The sequence below is a fragment of the Chitinophaga sp. H8 genome, assembly GCF_040567655.1.
In the GTDB taxonomy this organism is placed as follows: Bacteria; Bacteroidota; Bacteroidia; order Chitinophagales; family Chitinophagaceae; genus Chitinophaga; species Chitinophaga defluvii.
Map to the genome: position 1 here is coordinate 386,431 of NZ_JBEXAC010000001.1, position 21,702 is coordinate 408,132.

Consider the following 21,702-nt stretch of genomic DNA (forward strand, 5'->3'; position numbering starts at 1 on the left):
GTAAAATAAATGAGGAGAAATTAGTTAGACAGAAGCTTATTTTTGAAATAGTAAGTGAGAATAATATTCGTAACAATATCAACCAGGAAAAACCCTCACTAAGAAATAATCATGGTTTTATCTATTGAAGTCAGCCACCGGGCACTTTATTAAAAAGTGCCGGGAAGAGATGTATTTGTCTTCCCATTTACCTGTAATTGAAATATAACATCCTAACAGTTAAAAATTAAATCACATGTTGCTAAAAGTGTTACATAGATTATCCTGTTTGAACCGGGTCATTTTAATGATTCCGCTGATATGCTGTAGTCTTGCCACTTGGGCACAGGAATCCAGGCAGGTAAGAGGAAAGGTAGTGAATGCGGGCAATGAGCCATTGCCTGGAGTAAGTGTAATAATAAAAGGCACCAGCAAAGGTACCAGTACCACAACTGATGGTAATTTTCTACTGGAAGTAAACCAACCATCCCCCGTGCTGGTATTCAGCTTTATTGGTTATAAAAGTCAGGAACAGCTATTGGGCAGTAATACCTTTTTAAAGATTACCCTGGAAGAGGATGAAGCACAGTTAGGAGAAGTGGTGGTGATTGGGTATGGTAAACAATCAAGAGAGGCTGTTACTACGGCTGTTTCCAAACTGGATAATAAGGTCCTGGAAAATATTCCATATACGAATGTAGCATCTGCATTGCAGGGAGCGATACCTGGTTTACGCGTACAAAGTACTTCCGGGCAGCCAGGAGCGGCACCACGTGTAATTCTCCGGGGTGGTACTTCTATTAATAATCCGAATGGGGCTTCTCCATTATATATTGTTGATGGTATTATCCGCAGTAACATGAATGACATCAGCGCAGATGATATTGAGTCTTTGCAGGTGCTGAAAGATGCCGCAGCTACCGCTATCTATGGTGCGCGTGGTTCTAACGGCGTAGTAATCATCACTACCAGAACAGGGAAGGAAGGTAAGATGCGGGTTACCTATTCTTATGATCTTTCCGTATCTAAAGTAGGCAGAACCTATGAGCTGGCTTCAGCGAGGGATTATATTAACCTGGGAAGATCAGGTACCATGGCTGCAGCAGAAAGGAATCCTGCAGCGAAGAACAGGTTAACGCTACCACTGGGTTATGGTACTGGCAATGACCTGACTAACAATACTGCCTATACTACACAATATCTTACTCCTGCTAATGAGCATAAGCTGAAAGAAGGATGGGAAAGCATGCCTGATCCGCTTGATCCTTCGAAGACGATCATCTTCAAGGAAACGGATTTCCAGGCACTGTTATACCGTACTGCACTATCCCATGATCATCATATTGCGGTATCCGGAGGTACAGAGAAAGCTACTTTTAATGCAGGAGTAGGTTACCTCACTGCAGAAGGCACTACGATCACCACGCAGTTTAAGCGACTCACCTTTAATATGAACGGAGAGTTAAAAGCGAAAGAGAACCTGAGCTTTTTTGGCCGTGCCATGTATTCCAGTTCTCAGAGCAATGAGGTATTTGGTATTACAGAAATCTTTTACCGGTCGCTGGGCTTACCCCCCACGGCTAAATATACCTTCGAAGATGGGACACTTGCACCAGGACAAAACAGGAGTATCGGTAACCCCGTATATCATCTGAATAACCGTAAAATAAAGAATGCTGCCGACAAACTTACATTGGCAGTGGGTGCACATTGGGACCTGTTGCCTGGTTTGTCCTTTGATCCACAGGTATCCTTATATAAAGAATCCAGTGATGGATATAGTTTTCAACCCGGATATCTGAATGGCCCTACTAATTTTGTAGCTACCCGCAGTGCATCCGGTAATGCCGGAAAGCTGCTTCAAACACAAGCAGATGCGGTACTCTCCTATAACAAATCTTTTAATGCAGCACATAACCTGGAAGCTAAAGCAGGGTTTTCTTACTATGGCCGGGAAACCACAGGCCTTAATGCAAACGGACAAGGCGCCTCTACCGATCTGATTCCTACGCTCAATGCCTCGGCCGAGCCGGTTTCTGTGAGCGGCTCAGTAAGCAATCAGGTTATCATCGGATATTTTTCCAGGATCAACTACGATTACAAGCAACGTTATCTTTTTTCTCTTAATGTCCGTTACGACGGAGCCTCCAACCTGGGCGCCCAGCATAAATGGGGATTCTTTCCAGGTGTTTCTGTGGGATGGAACCTGCACCAGGAAGAATTCTGGAAAGCATTACCCCAAGATCTGCTGCGTTTAAAATTAAGAGGTAGTTATGGGGTAAACGGGAATATTACCGGCTTGTCAGACTTTCAGGCGATGGGAGAATATAATGTAGGCGCCCGGTATGGTGGTAATGCTGCTATTCAGAATTCAGTAATACCAAATGATGCGCTCAGATGGGAACAATCGAAGACATTTGATGTAGGAGCAGATATAGGTCTTTTTAAAAGCAGGGTCAACATTCTGTTTGATTATTACCGCCGGATAACGGATAACCTGATTACCAGTCTTAGTTTACCTCCTTCTACCGGCTTTGGAAGTATTCTTACCAATCTTGGCAGTTTACAAAATAAAGGAATTGAAATAGAATTGAATGCGCAGGTACTGCCAGCTACTGCTGCCTTGCAGTGGATGATTGGATTTAATGCGTCCAAAACGGTCAATAAGATTATGAAGCTGCCCGCTAATGGTACAGAAAATAACCGGGTAGGAGGTTTTTATGTATGGGATCCCGCCAGGAAAGATTATGCGTGGCTGGGTGGTTTGCAGGAGGGGGGCCGGCTGGGAGATTTCTACGCTTACAAACAGGTAGGAATATACGCTACAGATGCAGATGCCAAGGCCGGACCAGTGGATATGATCATACCGGGCACAGATAAAACCAAAGCCGGTGGTGACGTAAACTGGCAGGATACAGACGGCAATGGTCTGATTGATGAGCGGGACCGGGTATATGTAGGTAATCAGTTTCCGGTGTGGACAGGTGGTTTTACCAGTGCACTCAGCTATAAAAACTTTGACTTTACGGTACGGCTGGATTACACCACCGGGCACACTATTTATAACTATGCCAGGGCCTTTATGGATGGTAACTGGCAGGGAGATATTATCATGACAAAAGAGATGGCCGAAAAATCGTGGAAGAAGTCGGGTGATATTACAGACTATCCCCGTTATTACTGGAATGACCAGACACTTTTTAATTTATGGAGAGGTAATTCTCAATACTATGAGAAAGGCGATTTTCTGGCAATCAGGGAAGTGACCTTAAGTTATAATATGCCCAAAACAGTATTACAGCGGTTAAAGATCAATGGCATAAGGGTACACGTAACAGGCAATAACCTGTATTATTTTACGAAGTATAAGGGGCCTAACCCGGAAGAGGGCGGACAGGATAACGGACATTATCCGATTCCCCGTAATATCATATTTGGTGCAAATATTTCTTTCTAATCTAAAAGCAGCACATCATGAAGTTATCATATAAATGCTTTGTATCTCTGCCACTTGGTTTGCTGATGCTTTTTTCTGCCTGTACCAATAGTCTGGAGGTAGATCCAACCAGTGTGATCACCAATAACTCTTTCTGGAAAACAGAAAATGATGCTGTTGGCGGTCTGAATGGTATGTATGTGAAATTGCGGAATGTAGCCCAGCTTACTTTGTTTCAATTAGGAGAAGGGAGGGGAGAAACAATGGATTGGGGAGGCATAGTAGGTACTGCCGGTTATGACCGGTTTTATATGAATACGCTGGATGCTACCACCGCAGGACCCAGCTGGTCAGATTATTATGCCATTGTAAATGCAGCTAATCTGTTGTTGAAATATGTACCGGGAATTACGTTTAAATCAGAAGACACTAAAAATAATATCCTGGCACAAGCCTACACCATGCGTGCTTATGCTTATTTTGTAATGACCAGGACATGGGGTGACCTGGTAATACGTATCACGCCAACGGAAGGGTATAGTGCAGAAACTACACAGAAAGAGCGGTCGCCCAAAGCGGAAGTATTTAAACTTATCCGGGAAGACCTGGATAAAGCGCTGGCATTGTATCCCAATAATAATTTTAGCACCGGAAGATTTTACTGGTCCAAAGCTGCGGCCTATACGCTGAAGGCAGATGTTTGTTTGTGGACAGGCAAAGTGTTGAACGGAGGAAAAGCAGACTTTACGCTGGCACTGGAGGCATTGGAAGAAGCTCAGAAAGCGGATGTGACTTTGCTGTCCAGTTACCCTGCCATATTTGACTATGCCAACAAAGGCAATAAAGAGATCCTGATGGCTGTAAGATTTCAGTTGCTGGAGTCTCCCAATAATGGTTACCAGGATATGTATATTCCGGCATCCGTTATACCTGGCACTGCTGATCCGGCTGCGGTGAGTACTATTGGCACAGCGGGAGGGAATATTATCTGGACGCCTTCCGCTGTGGTGAGGGGACAGTTTACCGATGATGATAAAAGAAAAGCGGCTTCTTTTCTGGAAATATATACGAAGGATCAGGGAGGTACTACTGCTTATTTTGGTTCCATTGTGTTAAAGTGCAGAGGGACGGTAGATAAAGGCGTAAGAGCCTTTGTGGATGATGTGGTGCTTTACAGGTACGCAGATGTATTGCTGATGAAAGCAGAGGCGAAGAATGCACTGGATATGGACCCTGCTGCAGAAATTAATGCAGTACGCCAAAGAGCTTATGGCGAAGAATACAGCAATCACGTTTTTGTTAGTGGCAGTAAGATACAGAATGACGAGGCGATTTTGAAGGAGCGGTTATTTGAACTGGCATTTGAAGGGAAAAGATGGTGGGACCTGGTCCGTTTTGGCAAAGCATTTGACCTGGTGCCGTCGCTGAAGGACAGAAAGGGGAAAGACTACCTGTTATTGTTTCCCATTTCGAGCACCACCTTAAGTCTTGAACCCAAGGTAAAGCAGAACGAAGGCTATCAATAGTGTGCATATATTTTCAAACAAGAAGATAAACTATTAATTTAAGTGTATGAATACATTACGTTTTTTATTAGGAACGCTGCTGTTGACAGGGATTATTACAGCAGGCTATGCGCAGGATGCTGCGTTACCCTTTAAGATAATTTCCAAAGGAGGAGATGCCGGCGATTATCAGGCTTTTCCTGATGCCTGCCGCTTAAAGAACGGAGAAATTGTAGCGGTGTTTTATGCCGGAGATGGTCATGTTACCTACAACAGCACCAATTATCCTAAGGCTGGCCGTATCTGCATGGTGCGTTCTGCGGACGAAGGGAAAACATGGACTTCCCCCGTTACCATATATGACGATGTAAATGATAACCGGGATCCTCATATTGCACAGCTCAGTGATGGAACGCTCATCTGCAGCTTTTTTTCTCTGGTGTTTGAAACGGCCGGGAGTAAAGAATGGAAAGGCAGTAATCCCAGTGTGATCCGCTCATCAGATAATGGAAAAACCTGGGATCAGCAGGCTACTGTAATTGCTACCAATACGCCAAATTGGTTTTGTTCTGCTGAGGTAAGAGAAATGCCGGATGGCAGTTGCCTGCTGCCGGTATATCATCAGGATAGTAAAAATGGGAACTATAAAGCCTGGGGTGGTGTAATCCGGTCTACTGATAAAGGGAAGACCTGGGAAAAGGAAGTGTCGATCGGTGAGGATGCTAATCTATTCCTGCCGGCAGAAACGGATGTTGTATTACTAAAGAAAAAAGTATTGTTTGCGGCATTGCGTGGCGATATCAAGACAAAAGTGAATATGCATTATGCCACCAGTAAGGATTTGGGTAAAACCTGGACAACGGTACAGGATATTGGATTTCAGGGGCATTCCCCTTCCTTTACCCGCTTGCGGTCTGGTGAAATATTAATGTCTTACCGGGCATTTACAGATGATCATGAAACAAAGACCGGTTATACCGGGTTGCGTATCAGCCGCAATGAAGGTAAATCCTGGGAAGGTCCATATCTGATAGATAAAAAATGGGGGGCTTATCCCGCTACGGTGGAATTGAAGGATGGCTCCATACTGATCATTTATTATGAAGAAGGAAAACAAAGCGCAGTGAGAGCGTTGCGTTTTAAGAAACCAGCTAAAGCGGGTAATGTTCCGTTTGATACACCTCAGCCGGTGAGTACACTTGATTTATAGGCAGCGGTTATCATCACAACGGCTCATAATATCATTAGAAAAAGCGCATGGCAATTACTTCCATTAACACCACTATTGTTTCAAAACTACCAGCACGTGCGTGGCTGGTAGTTGGCCTGCTCTGTGTAGTAGGGTGTTTGAATTACCTGGATCGCATGATGATCACCACTATGCGAACCTCGTTAACGGAGGCAATTCCTATGACGGATGCGCAGTTTGGATTACTCACTTCTGTATTCCTCTGGACATATGGTGTGTTAAGCCCATTTGCAGGTTACCTGGCCGACCGGTTTAACCGTAGCCGGGTGATCATTGTAAGTTTGTTTGTATGGTCTGCTGTTACCTGGTTGACAGCCCACGCCACTACGTTCAATGAGTTGCTGATTACCCGTGCATTAATGGGAATCAGTGAAGCCTGTTATATTCCGGCAGCATTGGCCCTGATAGCCGATTATCACCGGGGTAGTACCCGGTCATTGGCTACCGGTGTGCATATGGGAGGAATTATGATTGGCCAGAGTCTGGGTTTTATGGGAGGATGGATTGCAGAGCGCCATGGATGGAGTGGTGCGTTCAGCGTTTTTGGCATGGTAGGTATTGTGTATGCCGTTGTGTTAGCACTTTTATTGCGGGATGCTCCAAAGGAAGAAAATGAATTGTCTGTAACGGCAACGGCAGAAAAGCCCATCAGTTTTTTTGATGGCATCCGTCAGTTGTTTGGAGAAAAAAGTTACTGGGTAGTGTTGGCTTATTGGGGATTGGTAGGGGTAGTAAGCTGGTTGATACTGGTATGGCTCCCATCTTATTATAAAGAGCATTTTCACCTGTCGCAAAGTGTGGCAGGTTTTTATGCCACCGGTTATTTTCATATGGCCAGCCTGGCTGGTGTATTGATAGGCGGATATTGGGCCGACAGGTGGAGCCGTACCAATCCACGGGCACGCATCCTGGTACCAGCCATTGGTTTGTGCATAGGAGTCCCCTGCATTTTTATAGCCAGTGGTACGGATATCCTTGCGCTGGCCATCGGATGTTTTATGGTATATGCCCTTACCCGCACTTTCACTGATGCCAATATGATGCCTATCTTATGCATGATCAGTGATGCCCGCTACCGGGCTACCGGCTATGGCATCCTTAATCTGTTTGGCTGCCTGATAGGTGGGCTGGGTATCTATGCCGGGGGAGCTTTACGGGACACGCATGTTGATATGGGATTGATTTTCCGCTGTGCTGCTTTAACGATGATCATTTGTGCGGTATTATTGTTTATACTGAAACCTAAATACCGGGATAGTTAAGGAAATCGGATATTTAATTGTTCAAAGTTATTGCTCATGATTATTCCAGGAATGGGTACTGTTTTTTTAAGTATGATGTTATCAGGTAATCTCAGTCCTGCAGGTATGGAGGTGTATCCTCCTTTTCCTGCTGTAGTACAAACGGCAGCAGATGAAACATGTGTTAACTTATTAAGAAATGCGATGCAGGAGGCCGGTTCTTTTTTTGTAAAGGTACATGCTGCCGAAGCGTTAATAAATAATAACTATCCGGAAGGAATAGCCACTGTTTTTTTACCGGTATTTGAAGGAGGCACTGGTAGAGAGCAGATAGGTGCTGCCAGAGTACTGGCAAAATTATATCAGCAGGATAAGGAGCGGCAGGCTCCCTTTTTAGACCAGATTGTAAAGCTGTTTTTAACGGCAGATAGTACTATTGAGCGATTGGTAGCATTGGAAAGCCTGGCTAAGCTGGGATACAAAAAGCCATTACCAGAAATCCGTAAGTTGGCGTTGGATGGAGAGACGGGCTTTAAGCTGATGGCATTGTGGACATTATCCAATTCCGGAACAGCAGAGGATGAGGCTGCATTAGCTACTATGCTGAATGCAGCTGATCCGCTGGCATACCGTTATGCCGGGTATGCACTACGTTTTATGGATAAGATCCGGCCATCTACTTATGAGTTATTGAAAAAATGCGCTAGTCGCATTCCCGCGAATGATGCAAACAGTGTGTATGTATGGAGTGCCTGGTATGTGCATGCATTGCCAGAAGATAGTACAGCTGCGAGGAAGGTACTTTTAACTGCATTGGCAGGTGCCGCAGGTATGCGTTATGAAGTAGCAGAAGCATTATCCCTACGTGGCTCGATGAAGGATGACCAGCTTTTATTAAAGCAGTTGTTGGCCGACGAAGTGCTGGATGTGCAGGTAGCAGCAGCGAATGCAAAGAGGAGGATATTATCACGGGAAGGACGGTAGGTGTAATCGCAGATACCAGTAATAAGTATAAATGTATTCCATATGAAAATGAGAAACAGCCGGGTACTGCAAAAGTTGCGGGCCGGAGAAGTGGTAAGTTGTCTGAAGATAAATTTTGGAGATGCACAGGCATCAGAATTGGCCGCTATGTCAGGATTTGACTGTCTTTGGGTAGACCGGGAGCACCTGGCGCAGGATTGGTCTGTAGTAGCCGCACATACCTGGGCTACTAAAGCGCAAAATACCGACCTGATGGTGAGGGTGCCGAGAGGTAGCTACAGCGATTATATAAAGCCGCTGGAAATGGATGCTACCGGTATATTGGTACCACATGTGATGGGAGTGGAAGATGCCAGGAAAGTGGTTGAAATGGCACGCTTCCATCCGTTGGGGCAGCGTGCTATTGATGGTGGCAGCGCCGATGGTGCCTATACCAGGATGGATTTCCAGGATTATTTGCGTCACTCCAATGAACAGAAATTTATAGCCCTGCAGATAGAAGATGTAGCAGCCATGGATGAATTGGAAGAGATTGCTGCATTGGAGGGGTATGACATGCTTTTTTTCGGGCCAGGTGATTTTAGTCAGAGTATAGGAGCGCCGGGCAACTGGACGCATCCGGATCTGATCGCTGCCCGTAAGAAGGTAGCAGAAGTGGCCCGTAAATATGGCAAGTTTGCCGCTACCTCTGGCGGGATACAACATTTGCCTGATTTTATCGCTATGGGCTATCAGTTTGTAAATGTAGGTGCGGATGTAGTGGGGATGAGCCAGTATTGTAATGAGCTGCAGGAAAAATTTGCAGCAGCAAGGCACAACAGTAAATAACCGGAATGTACAAACGGACATGAAAAAAAAGGCATTGGGGTCTACAGGGATCCAGGTTTCGGAAATAGCCTTTGGAGGTGTGGAGATAGGGATGCCTTATGGTATAGGGGTAAATTCTGAAGCGGATATGCTGCCGGAAACAGCAGCGATAGCACTATTGCATGAAGCGTTGGATGGAGGGATTAATTTTTTTGATACCGCACGTATGTATGGCAATAGTGAACAGATTATGGGGAAGGCTTTCCATGACAGGCGCCAGTCGGTAGTACTGTGTTCCAAGTGTCGGCATTTGCGGGATGTGGCAGGCAAGCTACCTCCCGACAATGTATTGAAACAACTTATTCATACCTCACTGCAAGAGAGCCTGGCATCTTTGCAAACAGATTATCTGGACGTATATATGCTGCATTATGGGGATGCAGAGATCCTGGCTAATCCAACGATTGCAGCCGTTTTTTCCGGATTGCAGCAGTCGGGTGTGGTACGTGCCATAGGGCTTTCTGTTTATACCCCGAAAGAAACAGCGCTGGCACTTAAAGCCGGTATCTGGGAAGTAATACAATTGCCTTTTAACCTTTTGGACCAGCGGCAGGCAGTACATTTTGCAGCAGCGGAGGAACAGGGAACTGCAATAGTGGTACGTTCTGTTTTGTGTAAAGGGCTGTTGAGCGACCGGGCCAAACAATTACATCCGGCATTGGATAAAGTGGCCCATCACATTGCCGGATATAATGAGCTGCTTAAAGATAGTGCGATGGACCTGCCGGGATTAGCTACCCGATTTGCATTGTCTTTTGATGCGGTGTCTTCCATATTGGTAGGCATTGACCGTAGTATTTATCTGCAGCAGGCGGTGAAGACAGCAGCAGGGCCGGTACCTCCTGCAGCTATTATAGACCGGGCCAGGGAACTGGCCTACCCTGATCCTGAATTCCTGAATCTGCATCATTGGCATCAAATGGGCTGGCTACCATAAATAAAACAATATGACCACAAAAATAGGCATCATAGGTATGAGTCCGGGAAACGCCCACCCTTATTCCTGGTCGGCTATCATCAATGGTTTTTTTGATGGCGCCGAGATCATACGTGTAGGATATCCCGGAGTTACGGCTTACCTGCAGGCCAACAAGAATACATTGGGGATAGATAATGCACAGGTAACACACGTATGGGCACAGGATGTGCAAATTGCGGAGAGTATTGCCGCAGCTACCGGTATTGCCCATGTAGTACCTCAGCTGGAAGATATGATAGGGAAAGTAGATGCGGTGATTTTATCCCGTGATGATCCGGAGCAGCATGTAGCGATGGCACGGCCATTCCTGGATGCTGGTATTCCCATCTTTATTGATAAGCCACTTGCAATAACTACTGCAGATATGGATTGGTTTGCAGCACAGCACGCCATGGGCAGATTCATTATGTCTTGTTCTTCCATGCGTTATAGCAGCGAAGCAGGAGCGGTAAAAATGGAGATGGCAGCGCTGGGGGCATTGCAATTTGCAACGGCTGTAGGGAAAAAAGACTGGCCTAAATATGGCGTACATATGCTGGAGGCCTTGTTTGCATTGTTGGATGACCCTCGCCCGGTAGCAGTGAAACATATTGGCAAGGAAGGAAAGGATAGTGTGCAGATCACCTTTGAAAATGACTTTCAGGTGATGATACATATGTACATGGATATTTCGCTCACCTTCCAGCTTTCTTTGTTCGGAAAGGATGGATGGCGTCTGATTGAATATAAGAACTGGTATGCGATGTTCAGAAATAACATTATTGAATTTGTACGTTCGGTGCAGCAGGGAAGTTCCCGTCTGGCATTTGAAAAAACGGAGCGTATTATCCGTACTTTGATAGCTGCCCGCGAAAGCCTGGAAAGTGAAGGGAAAACTATTTATCTGTAAAAAAATATTGTATGCATATCAGGGAACTGTTTAGTCTTAATGGTAAAGTGGCACTGGTAACCGGTGGATCGGGCAATTATGGTAAATGCATGGTGGAAGGGCTTGCGGAAGCAGGAGCTACAGTAATTACTGCCTCCCGTGATATTGTGGTTGGGACAGCTACCGCAGCAGTTTTTAAGGAGAAGGGATTAGAGGTGCATGCCCTGCAGGTAGACCAGGGTAATACCGCCTCTGTGATGGCGCTTAAAAGAAAGATACAGGACACATTCGGGCAACTGGATATTTTTGTCAATAATGCTGTGGCACGGCCTATGCGCAGCTATGATGCTCCGTTAGCACACTTCAGTGAATCGATGCAGGTAAATGCCACGGGGATGATGGATATTTTACGGGAAATGGCTGATTTAATGCAACAAGGCAATGGTGGCAGTATCATCAATATCGCTTCTATGATGGGGATGTTTGGCCCTGACCTTTCTAATTATGAAGGCACGGATATGGGAACCCCTCCGCCTGATTACTTTTTTCATAATGCAGGGTTGATTAACCTCACCCGTTATATGGCAAGGGTATTGGCAGGAAAGCAGATACGGGTAAACTGTATCAGTCCGGGTGGATTTTTTAATCATCAGCCGGCACGTTTTCTGGAGAATTATTGCAAGAAGGTACCTTTGGGCCGTATGGCCAATACAGATGATATTAAAGGGTTGGTGGTGCTATTGGCTTCCACAGCAGGAGCATATATCAATGGTGAAAATATCCTGATGGACGGTGGATTGAATGCGTGATAAAGCGAATGGGCGGTGGATAAATTGTAAAGGTGCCGGTAAAGCAAATGCTTTTGCCGGCACCTTTATACATTGGGAAATCATTATTTGATCAATGTTGCCAGCTTTTCTTCCAGGGCTTCCCCATTCAGGTTTTTTGCCAGGATAATGCCATCCGGGCTGATCAGGAAGTTGGCCGGAATACTTTTTACGTTATATAGCTGTGCGGCTGCATTTTTCCATATTTTAAGATCTGCCACGTGGTGCCAGGGTAATTGATCTATTGTAATTGCTTTTACCCAGGCGCTGGAATCTTTGTCCAGCGATACAGCCAGTATCTGAAAATTACTACCACGGAAGCGCTCATACGCTTTTTTTAAGGCAGGATTTTCTTTCCTGCAGGGGCCGCACCAGCTGGCCCAGAAATCCAGCAATACATAACTCCCCCGGAAGGAAGAGAGTGTTACCGGCTTCCCTTCGGGGGTATTCATGGTAAAATCAATGGCTGGTTTTCCGGGTGCTGTCAGATGTATCTGATCAAATTCATGTTGCATCTGCCGGCCGGCTGCGGAATTCCGCAGCCGGGATGATAATCCGGCAAAGGCTGGTTCTATTTCAGATACGGGTTTGCTGTAGAGCAACTCTTTCAGTTTATACAAGCTCACATAACTGTCGGGATGTTGTTTGACAAAAGCAGTGGAAAGTGGATAATATGCTGTATCCATGATGCGCTGCACTACTTCAAAAATGCTGTCCTTTTTTTCCTTTTCCTTTTGCAGGAGATCGTATAAAGGAGCTATCTTATCAGTTACCGGTTGAAGTAATTGCTTGTAAGCATTGTATTCCTGCTGGGTTTTTCCACCAGTAATTTTCAATTGCTCCAAAGCTTTCTTTTGGCCTGTTATACGGATAGGCTGATTTTCAAGAAAGAAGGAAAAGTTGCTTTTATCCGTAAAGCCCAGGAAAGCTTCCTGCGGATGTGGTACCTTCCCTTTAAAAGTAAAGTGTCCATGCTTTGAAAAGGAGGTATCTGTTTTATCATCCCGGTAGAGGTATACCGGCCCATCCGTTAGCCCGTCAATAAATGCGTTTAGTGTATACTCCTGTGCATGGGCATTCCTACAAACGAGGAGTATGACAAGGATCTTAATAGCCTTCATTTTGTACCAGTTTATTGTTGCGCAACAATTCTGTTGTAGTAAACGGGAAGTACAATCTTGTTTTATCTCTGCCTTTTGACTGAAGGAATCCAAGGGCGGTATTAAATCTGCGCATATCCTGCCAGCGGCGACCTTCGCCTACCAGTTCCAGCCGTCTTTCCTGTTCGATGCCTTTCAGGAAGGCAGCAGGCGTAGGAAAATCTGTATTGGTTTTAACACTTGCGTTCCTGGCTTTGCGAAGGGCATTAAAATAAGTAAGGTCTACGCTCCCTTGCCGGGCAGCAGCTTCTGCTGCAATCAGGTATGCTTCACTGATACGTAGCAGTGGATAAATAGCAAAAGCATTCCCTGCCGCCTGAAGGGTATCGGTAGAATATTTCAGGAGGTAATTCACTTCACGGCCAATCGCATTATTCATTTGTTTGCGTACTACCTGTCTGCGGGTATCAGTAGCCTCATATGCATCAGCCAGGTTGTCATCCATCCAGGTAAAGCCGGTACCATTACCCCTGAAAGGCGCCCCCGGGCTGTACAGGGAGAATAGTCCGTACCGGTCGTATGCGGAGGTCAGCGGGCCTTCTGCCATATACCAGATCATTTCCTGCGTAGGGCTGTTGAATCGGAAGATGTTGGAGAAGGTGCCCTGTGAAAGCGTACGGTTGCCGGCGCCTATTACCTTTATGGCCAGGTCTCCGGCTTCCTTATATTTCCCCCTTTGGAGGTATACTCTGGCCAGCAATTGCTCTGCTGCCTGTTTGGAAGCAGCCTCAGGGGTACTGAAATCATTCAGCAACGGAATAGCGGCTGTGAGGTCATTGATGATAGCATCATACACTTCCTGTTCAGTACTCTTTGGCTTACGGATCTTATCAATATCTGTTTCATTCTCCAGGGTAATAACTACGCCTCCATGCATTTCCACCAGTACCAGATAGCCATTGGCCCGGATAGTCAATGCTTCGCCCATAGCCTGATTCAGAGAAGGGGAAGGATGGCTGCGAATGAAACTGATAATCAAATTGGCATTGCCAATAGCGGTGTAAGCAGCACTGTAATTTCTGCCAATCCCAAACCCATCGGAGGGGAGAGGATTGCAGGCCTCATATGCCTGCGGGTTAAATTGTGCCGGATTACCTCCCTGGACGGAGATAATATCATCACTGTAAATATCCATCATCGGATAGGACTGCGGAGGCCAGGTGCCTGGCAAACTCTTGTAGGCGCCATTCAGTAATAATGGAATATCTCCGGCGGTTATCTGCCCTTTTCCGATAGCCTGGTCAGGAGTGGGCCGGTCGAGGTATTTTCCGCAGGCAAACAAACCTGTCAGGCCTGCAAATAGTATGATCTTTTTATAGTCGAGAAACATGTGTGCGTAATTTGTGGTGAACTAAAATCTTACATCAAAACCTGCGGAAAAAGAGCGCGGCAGCGGAGATACGTTTTGTTGTACCCCTGTTTCCAATGCTTGTTCCGGATCATCTGCCCGCAGCCGTTTATCCTTGATAGTGAGCAGATTCTGTGCGGCTACATACAGGCGTACCTGTGACATGCCTGCTCTTTTGATGATAAAAGATGGCAGGTTGTAGGCAAAGGTGACATTCCGCAGGCGCAGATAGGAGCCACTGAAAAGGTAATGTGTGGATGGCTCCACATTCCAGCTGTTGGTTTGTCCGGCACCATGTGGCCCTACCACTGCACGGGGATAGTAACTGTTATCTCCCGGCTTTTGCCAGCGATCCAGTACCCAGTCGGGTTTATTATTCATTACACCGGTATTAATATCAAAATCGTAAGTACGTGCAGCCTGCTCACTGAAATTATAGATCTTGTTGCCCAGGTTAAATGCCAGCTGGCTGTTCAGGTTAAAGCCTTTCCAGCTAAGGTCTACGGTGAATCCACCGGTTACCTTGGGTTGCGCCACAGGTACATAGATCATGTCCTGCTGATTAATAATCCCGTCTTTGTTTCTGTCTTCGTAGATCAGATCACCGGTTTGCGGATCCACCCCAAGGGAGTTAAACAGTTGCAGCAAGCCTAATGGCTGTCCTATCTTTATGTATCCCTGTGGGCTCCCGGGATAGTATACCCCAAATCCCATGATGCTGTCGCGCAGCTGTGTTACTTTATTACGGTTGATATTCGCTACTGCGCTTACTTCCCATTTAAGCGCATTGTTTGTGGCCGGCTGATTGCTGTAAGAAATGGCAATATCCACACCTTTGTTTTCCATTGCACCGAGGTTTACCCGTTGTGAAAGATAACCACCGCTGGAATAGGGAATCTGGCGGCTGGTGAGGAGGCCATCTGTTTTTTTGATATAGTATTCTACGGTCAGGCTGAGTTTATCTTTAAACAGCCGTGTTTCCAGCCCGATATCATTCTGACGGGTACGTTCCCATTTAATATCAGGGTTGCCCAGAAAAGTATGCAGTCTTAATGCAGGGCGGTTGAGATACTGGACGCTGTTTACCAGGTCATAGGTATCATAAAGTCCCAGTGGGCGTATATTACCGGTAATACCATAACTGGTCCTGATTTTCAGGTAACTCAGCAGTGGATTGTCTTTAAGGAAAGGAGATTCCGAAACGATCCATCCACCAGACACTGCAGGGAACCAGGCATAACGGTTGTTTTTCAATTTTGAAGAACCATCCCGGCGGAGGCTGAAGCTCAACAGGTATTTGTCCTGATAGGTCATATTGGAACGGAGGAAGTAGGATTCTGAGTAATCCTCATAAAAGCGGTTACTACCCATATAGTAGTTCGTAGCTACGCTGCCGTTACCAGGTTCCCACAATCTTTCCACCAGTGGGAAATTCTGGTAGTTATTGGCAGTGGTTCTGTATTGGTTGCCGGTAAATTCCTGTCCCAGTAAAACATCTGCCCGGAGCTTTTCATAGCTGAAACGGTAGGTGAGGAGGTTGTTGAGGGTGTAGCGGATACCACTGCTTCCCTGATTAACATAATCACCTTGTACGGACTGTCCGCCATAGCTGAAAGGTGACATGAAATACTCCTGCACTGTTTCGCTTCTGGAGCCGGCGATCATAGAGCGAAAGGAAAAGTTTTTACTGATCGTTGCTTCACCAAAGGCATTTCCGGTATAGTTCCAGTTGTCCTTCTCATTTTTATGATACATATGAAGCGCGCCGTAAGGGTGTTCCTGGTAGCCATACCAGTATCCCCAGGTACCATCCGGATTGATTTTTAAAGAATCGGGCGTATCAGGGCGGGCAGTAATACCCGCATTGATTGCTTCCATGATATCTTTTTTCAGGACTTTGGAGATACTGATGTCCGCCCCTGCTTTAAGCCACCGGTTTACTTTTTGGGTAAGCGCCAGTTTGGTGGAGTAGCGGTCCATACGTCCGATACCGTTAGCAGCAGCTTCCCCGTATTTTCCGAAGGAGAGGTAGTAGGTAGTTTGATTACTACCACCGCTCACACTGGCTTGTATATTGCTGATAGCACCATGGTTGGGTACCATTCTGTTAAGCCAGTTGATATCATCGGGACCCATTTCCAGTTGATTAATCTGGAGATCCAGTAATTCCTTTTCACCATTCAGCTCAGCGATCCGGTTGGGAGGCAGGCCATTAGTAGCCAGGAGGCGGTTGATATCGCCAATGCGGTTTTGCCTTGCTTCGGTAAACATCATCGCGTATTGGGCCTTGTTCAGTGGTTTATAACTTAAGCGGGCGGTAGCAGCTCCCCAGTAGCTGTTGACGGTTACAACAGGCTTCGCACCGAAAGTTCCTCTTTTGGTAGTAATCAGAATGACGCCCTGTGCACCTCTGGCACCATAGATAGCAGCAGACGCAGCATCTTTCAATACCTCTATGGATGCAATATCCTGTGGGTTCATGTTAAGCATGCTGAAGTTGGCATCATCCCCTTCCGGGCCCGCATCGATCACTAATCCGTCTACTACAATCAGGGGGTTGGAGCCACTGCCGGTCACATTACTTTGTGTGGTTTGCAACCCACGGATGTAGAAGTTGGGCATAGCACCGGGAGAAGCACCAGTGTTGGTAACTGACAGCCCGGCCACCCGGCCTTGCAGTGCACTGATAGGGTTGCTGACCACATTCTCTTCCGGTTTCAGGGCGCCTACTTTGGAGATAGAGCCGGAAATTTCTTTTTTCTGTTGGGTACCATAACCTACCACCACTACTTCGTTCAGTCTGGCTCCCCCGGTTTGCAGCGGGAGTTGTATGGTCAGATTATTCCGGTTATTCACCGCCTGCTCTGTTTGCTGGTAGCCTAAGGAGGTAATGATCAGTACGGCATCAGCAGGTATTTCCCGGATAAAGAACTGTCCATCTGTATTGGTGATGGCGCCCTTCCTGGTACCTTTTACTACCACAGACGCACCGATTACAGGATTGCCATCATCCCCTGTTACCCGGCCGGAAATGGACGGCAGCGTATCTGCCACAGGAAAAGTGGCTATAGCCGGATCTATCGGCTGAATCAGAATTTTATTCTCTACCTGGCGAAAGGAGAGGGAAGCCGGAGCGAGCAGTTGTTCCAGCACTGCAGACAAATACTGGCTGCCGGCAGGCAGGGAAAGGTGCCGGATATGGCTGATATCAGCTTTCCGGTACATGAAGCGGAAATGAGTTTGACTTTCAATTTTCTTAAAAGCGTCCAGCAGCGATTCATTTTCCAGCTCCAGCTGTACTACCTGCCTGTCAATATGCTGGGCTTCTGCGGAAGCAGCTGATAGCAGCTGGGCAGAGAGTGTTACAACGCAGCAGATGATTAGTGAAATACGCATACATCGATAAAAGAAAGGTGCAGAGACCAGCGTATAGAAAGCACGTCCGCTTTCTGCCGCGAGTGCAGAAAAATTCATAATTTAGTTGTTGCAAGGTGAAGAAAGCTCCCGTTACTGCGGGCTTTTGAAACTTTAAACCAGTCTTTTTCAATTCCCGTTGAAAAAGACGGTTGCCTCTGCGGTGTTCCTTATATTCCCTTATAAGGCCGGCTGCAGAGGTTTTTTGTTTACGGCGGTTGGTTGATATTATTTCTTAACATGACTTTGGTTGTACTTATCTCGAATAAATAATAACTGTTTTCTGTGCTTTATCGATGCGGTATGCTGCGTTATTAAACGTACAGATACTATTCAACACCTGTTCCAGACTTTCTTCTTTGGCGAAGGTGGTAGAAAACCTGCTGGATTGCAGCTTTTCATCAGTGATAGATACGGTTACCTGAAACCGTTCTTCCAGTAGTCTGGCAGCATATTGCATGGTCACATCATCAAAAAAGAGATCTTCTGCCTGCCAGGCAACCTGTGCCTTAGCATCTAGTTGTAGCTGGTGATGTTCTTTATTGCTGGTGTTATATATTATTTGTTCATTGGCAGAAAGGATGCCCAGCGTTTTGGCGTCATGGGCTACCTGTACTTTTCCTTTTATCACTGTTACAGTGATGTCTTTCATCCCTGGCATGGCCCTGATTTCGAAAGAGGTGCCCAGCACAGTTGTTTGCACGTTGCCGGTATGTACAACAAAGGGCTGTACAGATTGATGGTCTACCTGGAAAAGGGCTTTTCCTTCCAGGTAGACTTCCCTTTTGGGTTGTCCGTCAAAAGAGGCCGGGTATTCCAGTTTGCTGCCAGGGCTTACGATCACGGTACTGCCATCCGGTAGTTGTATAAAATTGTTTTCTGATGCGGGTTGTACTTTACGTGATTGTACCACAGTTTTTACTGCAGGAGGCGTACGAAGCAGTAAGAAGCCCGCAGTGGCGGCACCTGCAAGTATCATAATGGCAGCGGCTATTTTCAGCCATAGGCGTACAGGTGTTGTGGCGGCAGGAAAATGATCTTCCTGTGCAGCAATCTGTTCCAGAATACCGGCGTGAAGATTGTTTTTCAAGCGTTGTTTTTCTGCCGCTGTCAGTAACGACACTACATCCGGTTGTGATTCAAATGCGGCATAATAGGCCTGTATAAATTGTTCTTCGGCGGGTGTTGTGGTACCCTCCCGGAATTTTTTTAACAGGTCCAGAAAATAGACTTTGTCCATAGCTGATAGTTGAGCTTCTTATATATAAGACAGCCGGGCAGACAAAAGCCCCATCCGGTATAAAAATATTTTTATGATCAGGGGAGAATGGTCCAGGCAATGACCTGTGCAAGGGAGGCCCGCAGGCGTGCAAGAGCTTTTCCCAGTTGGTTTTGCACGGTTTTTCGGGATATGTTCAGCTGTTGGGCAATTTCTTCTGAGGAAGCTCCTTCATTATACCGCAGCCGGAAAATAGCCTGGCGCGCAGGAGGGAGGGTATCTACCAGTGTATTATAACTTTGGAGTAATTCATTTTTCAGGGTGAGGGCATCTGCCTGGTCACCAGCAGGTAGTTCCTGCAAAAGCAGTGCTGCTACCGGGATAAATTTTTGTTCTGCTTCCAGTATATTCAGTACCCGGTTGCGTACGGCGGTGTAGATATAGGCAGGAAGGTGGAGGATCTGTAGTTCTTTGCGTTTCAGCCATAGCTGCAGGAAGAAATCCTGGGTAATATCTTTTGCCTGGTCTACATTGCCCAGGCGTTTGAAGGCGCTGGCATACACTATCTGCCAGTATTTGTCATAGAGGGCATTGAAAGCTTCGCTACTGCCTTCTTTTAGCTTGCTCAGCAACATGGCATCATCATTCCCGGTATGTACGCTTTTTCCCCCCATATGTTGACCAGATGAGATAAAAATACAGCTTTAAGACAATATTTTTTTGAAATGTTGCCTGTTTGCCGGCAGATCATGTATAAAAAGTATTATTCATTGCTGTACCGGGGCAGCTGCTGATCTGTTTAATTGGATTACTAATCGTATTTTTCAGTATAACGGCTGGTTATCCGGCGGGAATAGTACTTACTTAAAATCTTCTACCGATGAAGACACTATGGAAATATCTGAAGCCGCATCAGCAATTGATTTTCTGGTCATTGTTGCTGGCAGGTGCCGCACAATTGCTGAGCCTGGTAGACCCATTGATCTTCGGAAAGATTGTGGATAATTATGCTACTAATCCACACGGGCTATCTGAAAAAGCGTTGATACAAAGTGTGCTTTACTGGTTGGGGCTGGCTGTTGCGGTGGCTTTATTGTCCAGGTTTTTCAAATCGTGCCAGGAATTTCTGACCAGGAAGGCAGTTGCGCAATTTGGGATGCATATCTTTAATGATGGCTTAAAACAAACCCTGCGGCTTTCTTTTCAGGAGTTTGAAGAAAACAGAAGCGGCACCACCCTTTCTGTTTTGCAGAAGGTTAAAACAGATGCAGAGCGTTTTGTAAATTCTTTTATTAACGTACTTTTTTCTTCACTGGTAGGCACTGGTTTTTTGCTCTGGTACAGTATTACCAAGAACTGGATGCTGATCCCGGTGTTTTTCATTGGCGTGCTGGTATTAGGTTCACTGACCGGGTTATTATCCCGTAAAATAAAAACGGTACAACGTTCTATCAACCGGCAAACAGATGCACAGGCCGGTGTAATTACGGAAAGCCTGCGCAATATAGAGCTGGTAAAAAGCCTGGGGCTCACCTTTCCTGAAATACGGCGGTTGAATCAGCAAACATTGAAGATTTTTGAATTGGAGATGTTTAAGGCCAGGAAAGTGAGTATGCTATCCTTTTTACAAGGGGCGACACTCAATCTGTTAAAACAATCCATCTTATTTATTTTACTGTGGCTCATCTTCCGCAAGGTACTCAGCACCGGTGAGCTGATTGCCATGCAATTTATTTCTACTGCTATATTTGTGCCTTTGCAGGACCTGGGCAATATGATCCTGCAGTACCGGGAAGTAGATGCTTCCATCAAAAACTTTGACCGGCTGATGAGTAAGCCGGTAGAAGAACGGCCGGAGCATCCGGTAGAAATAGGTGCGCTGGACAGCCTGAGGTTTGAACATGTTGTATTCCGGCACAAGACGGCCGGATATAATGCGATAGATGATATTTCTTTTGAGATAGCCACCGGGCAAACCATTGCCTTTGTTGGGCCATCCGGCTCGGGAAAGTCCACATTGGTAAAATTACTGGTAGGGCTTTACACCCCTGTGAGCGGAACGATTTATTTTAATGATGTTTACTCTACGGAAATCCGGTATAATCCGTTAAGAAGACAGATCGGTTTTGTAACACAGGATACGCAGCTGTATGCAGGCACTATCCGGGAAAATATGCTCTTTGTTAAGCCTGCTGCCACAGATGAAGAGATTATGGAAGCACTCCGGAAAGCCTCTGCCTCGGGGTTAATTGCCAAAGCTTCACATGGTATAAATACGGTATTGGGCGAGAGTGGTATGAAGTTGTCTGGCGGTGAAAAGCAAAGAATCTCCATTGCAAGAGCACTATTACGCCAACCCCGGTTACTGATTTTTGATGAGGCTACTTCTGCGCTGGACTCTTTGACAGAAGAAGATATTACCCGTACTATCCGGGAGATATCCGACAGCCGCGAACAGATGACTATCTTAATTGCGCATCGCTTATCGACCATTATGCATGCAGACGTTATCTACGTACTTGAAAAAGGGCTGATTGCAGAAACAGGTTCACATGATGAACTGTTACAGCAAAAAGGATTATACTATGCGATGTGGCGGCAGCAGGTAGGAGAGCGGAGGTTCTAG

15 protein-coding genes are annotated in these 21,702 nt (G+C 46.0%); 10 read left to right on the plus strand and 5 right to left on the minus strand.

The features are described from left to right. Window positions 1-247 precede the first annotated feature (247 nt). Genes ABR189_RS01520 through ABR189_RS01560 form a run of 9 tightly spaced genes read left to right on the plus strand, consistent with a single transcriptional unit; the run spans window position 248 to window position 11,917 of the window. Complete coding sequence (locus ABR189_RS01520; protein WP_354658669.1) at window positions 248-3,436, plus strand: SusC/RagA family TonB-linked outer membrane protein; 3,189 nt, start codon at window positions 248-250, stop codon at window positions 3,434-3,436. A 17-nt stretch (window positions 3,437-3,453) separates the two neighbouring features. Then, entirely contained in the window at window positions 3,454-4,941 is a 1,488-nt protein-coding gene (locus tag ABR189_RS01525; protein ID WP_354658670.1) for a RagB/SusD family nutrient uptake outer membrane protein, read from the plus strand. Window positions 4,942-4,987: 46 nt separating this feature from the next. Next, window positions 4,988-6,130, plus strand: coding sequence for a sialidase family protein (locus ABR189_RS01530; RefSeq protein WP_354658671.1), 1,143 nt, complete (start codon window positions 4,988-4,990; stop codon window positions 6,128-6,130). Between the two features lie 47 nt (window positions 6,131-6,177). Further along, entirely contained in the window at window positions 6,178-7,431 is a 1,254-nt protein-coding gene (locus tag ABR189_RS01535) for an MFS transporter (RefSeq protein ID WP_354658672.1), read from the plus strand. 36 nt (window positions 7,432-7,467) lie between these two features. After that, window positions 7,468-8,394: a HEAT repeat domain-containing protein gene (locus ABR189_RS01540; RefSeq protein WP_354658673.1), complete on the plus strand. Its 927-nt coding sequence runs from the start codon at window positions 7,468-7,470 to the stop codon at window positions 8,392-8,394. A gap of 42 nt (window positions 8,395-8,436) precedes the next feature. Then, window positions 8,437-9,222: an HpcH/HpaI aldolase family protein gene (locus ABR189_RS01545; protein WP_354658675.1), complete on the plus strand. Its 786-nt coding sequence runs from the start codon at window positions 8,437-8,439 to the stop codon at window positions 9,220-9,222. A gap of 19 nt (window positions 9,223-9,241) precedes the next feature. Next, window positions 9,242-10,198 carry an aldo/keto reductase gene (locus ABR189_RS01550; RefSeq protein WP_354658676.1) on the plus strand — a complete coding sequence of 319 codons (957 nt, stop codon included), beginning with the start codon at window positions 9,242-9,244 and terminating at the stop codon, window positions 10,196-10,198. A 10-nt stretch (window positions 10,199-10,208) separates the two neighbouring features. Next, window positions 10,209-11,129, plus strand: a complete 921-nt coding sequence (locus tag ABR189_RS01555) for a Gfo/Idh/MocA family oxidoreductase (RefSeq protein ID WP_354658677.1) — start codon at window positions 10,209-10,211, stop codon at window positions 11,127-11,129. Window positions 11,130-11,140: 11 nt separating this feature from the next. Further along, window positions 11,141-11,917: an SDR family oxidoreductase gene (locus ABR189_RS01560; RefSeq protein WP_354658678.1), complete on the plus strand. Its 777-nt coding sequence runs from the start codon at window positions 11,141-11,143 to the stop codon at window positions 11,915-11,917. An 83-nt stretch (window positions 11,918-12,000) separates the two neighbouring features. On the opposite strand, the gene ABR189_RS01565 is transcribed toward ABR189_RS01560, so the two are convergent. From ABR189_RS01565 to ABR189_RS01585, 5 genes are all read right to left on the minus strand, one after another. Next, window positions 12,001-13,056 (minus strand): redoxin domain-containing protein, encoded by a 1,056-nt coding sequence (locus ABR189_RS01565; protein WP_354658679.1) that lies wholly within the window; start codon window positions 13,054-13,056, stop codon window positions 12,001-12,003. After that, entirely contained in the window at window positions 13,043-14,425 is a 1,383-nt protein-coding gene (locus ABR189_RS01570; RefSeq protein ID WP_354658680.1) for a RagB/SusD family nutrient uptake outer membrane protein, read from the minus strand. The genes ABR189_RS01565 and ABR189_RS01570 overlap by 14 nt, the downstream gene beginning before the upstream one ends. A gap of 21 nt (window positions 14,426-14,446) precedes the next feature. Further along, complete coding sequence (locus tag ABR189_RS01575) at window positions 14,447-17,917, minus strand: SusC/RagA family TonB-linked outer membrane protein (protein ID WP_354658681.1); 3,471 nt, start codon at window positions 17,915-17,917, stop codon at window positions 14,447-14,449. A gap of 196 nt (window positions 17,918-18,113) precedes the next feature. Beyond that, a complete protein-coding gene (locus tag ABR189_RS01580; protein ID WP_354658682.1) occupies window positions 18,114-19,097 on the minus strand; it encodes a FecR family protein in 984 nt (327 codons plus the stop codon). Between the two features lie 77 nt (window positions 19,098-19,174). After that, window positions 19,175-19,750, minus strand: coding sequence for an RNA polymerase sigma factor (locus ABR189_RS01585; RefSeq protein ID WP_354658683.1), 576 nt, complete (start codon window positions 19,748-19,750; stop codon window positions 19,175-19,177). A gap of 206 nt (window positions 19,751-19,956) precedes the next feature. Here ABR189_RS01585 and ABR189_RS01590 point away from each other — a divergent pair, with 206 nt between their 5' ends. Further along, window positions 19,957-21,702 (plus strand): ABC transporter ATP-binding protein, encoded by a 1,746-nt coding sequence (locus tag ABR189_RS01590; RefSeq protein WP_354658684.1) that lies wholly within the window; start codon window positions 19,957-19,959, stop codon window positions 21,700-21,702.

Excerpts from the sequence above, each read along its gene's own strand:
- ABR189_RS01565 (WP_354658679.1), bottom strand. The coding sequence starts at position 13,056 with ATGAAGGCTATTAAGATCCTTGTCATACTCCTCGTTTGTAGGAATGCC.
- ABR189_RS01535 (WP_354658672.1), top strand. The coding sequence starts at position 6,178 with ATGGCAATTACTTCCATTAACACCACTATTGTTTCAAAACTACCAGCA.
- ABR189_RS01570 (WP_354658680.1), bottom strand. The coding sequence starts at position 14,425 with ATGTTTCTCGACTATAAAAAGATCATACTATTTGCAGGCCTGACAGGT.
- ABR189_RS01560 (WP_354658678.1), top strand. The coding sequence starts at position 11,141 with ATGCATATCAGGGAACTGTTTAGTCTTAATGGTAAAGTGGCACTGGTA.
- ABR189_RS01525 (WP_354658670.1), top strand. The coding sequence starts at position 3,454 with ATGAAGTTATCATATAAATGCTTTGTATCTCTGCCACTTGGTTTGCTG.
- ABR189_RS01550 (WP_354658676.1), top strand. The coding sequence starts at position 9,242 with ATGAAAAAAAAGGCATTGGGGTCTACAGGGATCCAGGTTTCGGAAATA.
- ABR189_RS01540 (WP_354658673.1), top strand. The coding sequence starts at position 7,468 with ATGATTATTCCAGGAATGGGTACTGTTTTTTTAAGTATGATGTTATCA.
- ABR189_RS01575 (WP_354658681.1), bottom strand. The coding sequence starts at position 17,917 with ATGAATTTTTCTGCACTCGCGGCAGAAAGCGGACGTGCTTTCTATACG.
- ABR189_RS01530 (WP_354658671.1), top strand. The coding sequence starts at position 4,988 with ATGAATACATTACGTTTTTTATTAGGAACGCTGCTGTTGACAGGGATT.
- ABR189_RS01590 (WP_354658684.1), top strand. The coding sequence starts at position 19,957 with ATGAAGACACTATGGAAATATCTGAAGCCGCATCAGCAATTGATTTTC.
- ABR189_RS01545 (WP_354658675.1), top strand. The coding sequence starts at position 8,437 with ATGAAAATGAGAAACAGCCGGGTACTGCAAAAGTTGCGGGCCGGAGAA.
- ABR189_RS01585 (WP_354658683.1), bottom strand. The coding sequence starts at position 19,750 with ATGGGGGGAAAAAGCGTACATACCGGGAATGATGATGCCATGTTGCTG.
- ABR189_RS01580 (WP_354658682.1), bottom strand. The coding sequence starts at position 19,097 with ATGGACAAAGTCTATTTTCTGGACCTGTTAAAAAAATTCCGGGAGGGT.
- ABR189_RS01555 (WP_354658677.1), top strand. The coding sequence starts at position 10,209 with ATGACCACAAAAATAGGCATCATAGGTATGAGTCCGGGAAACGCCCAC.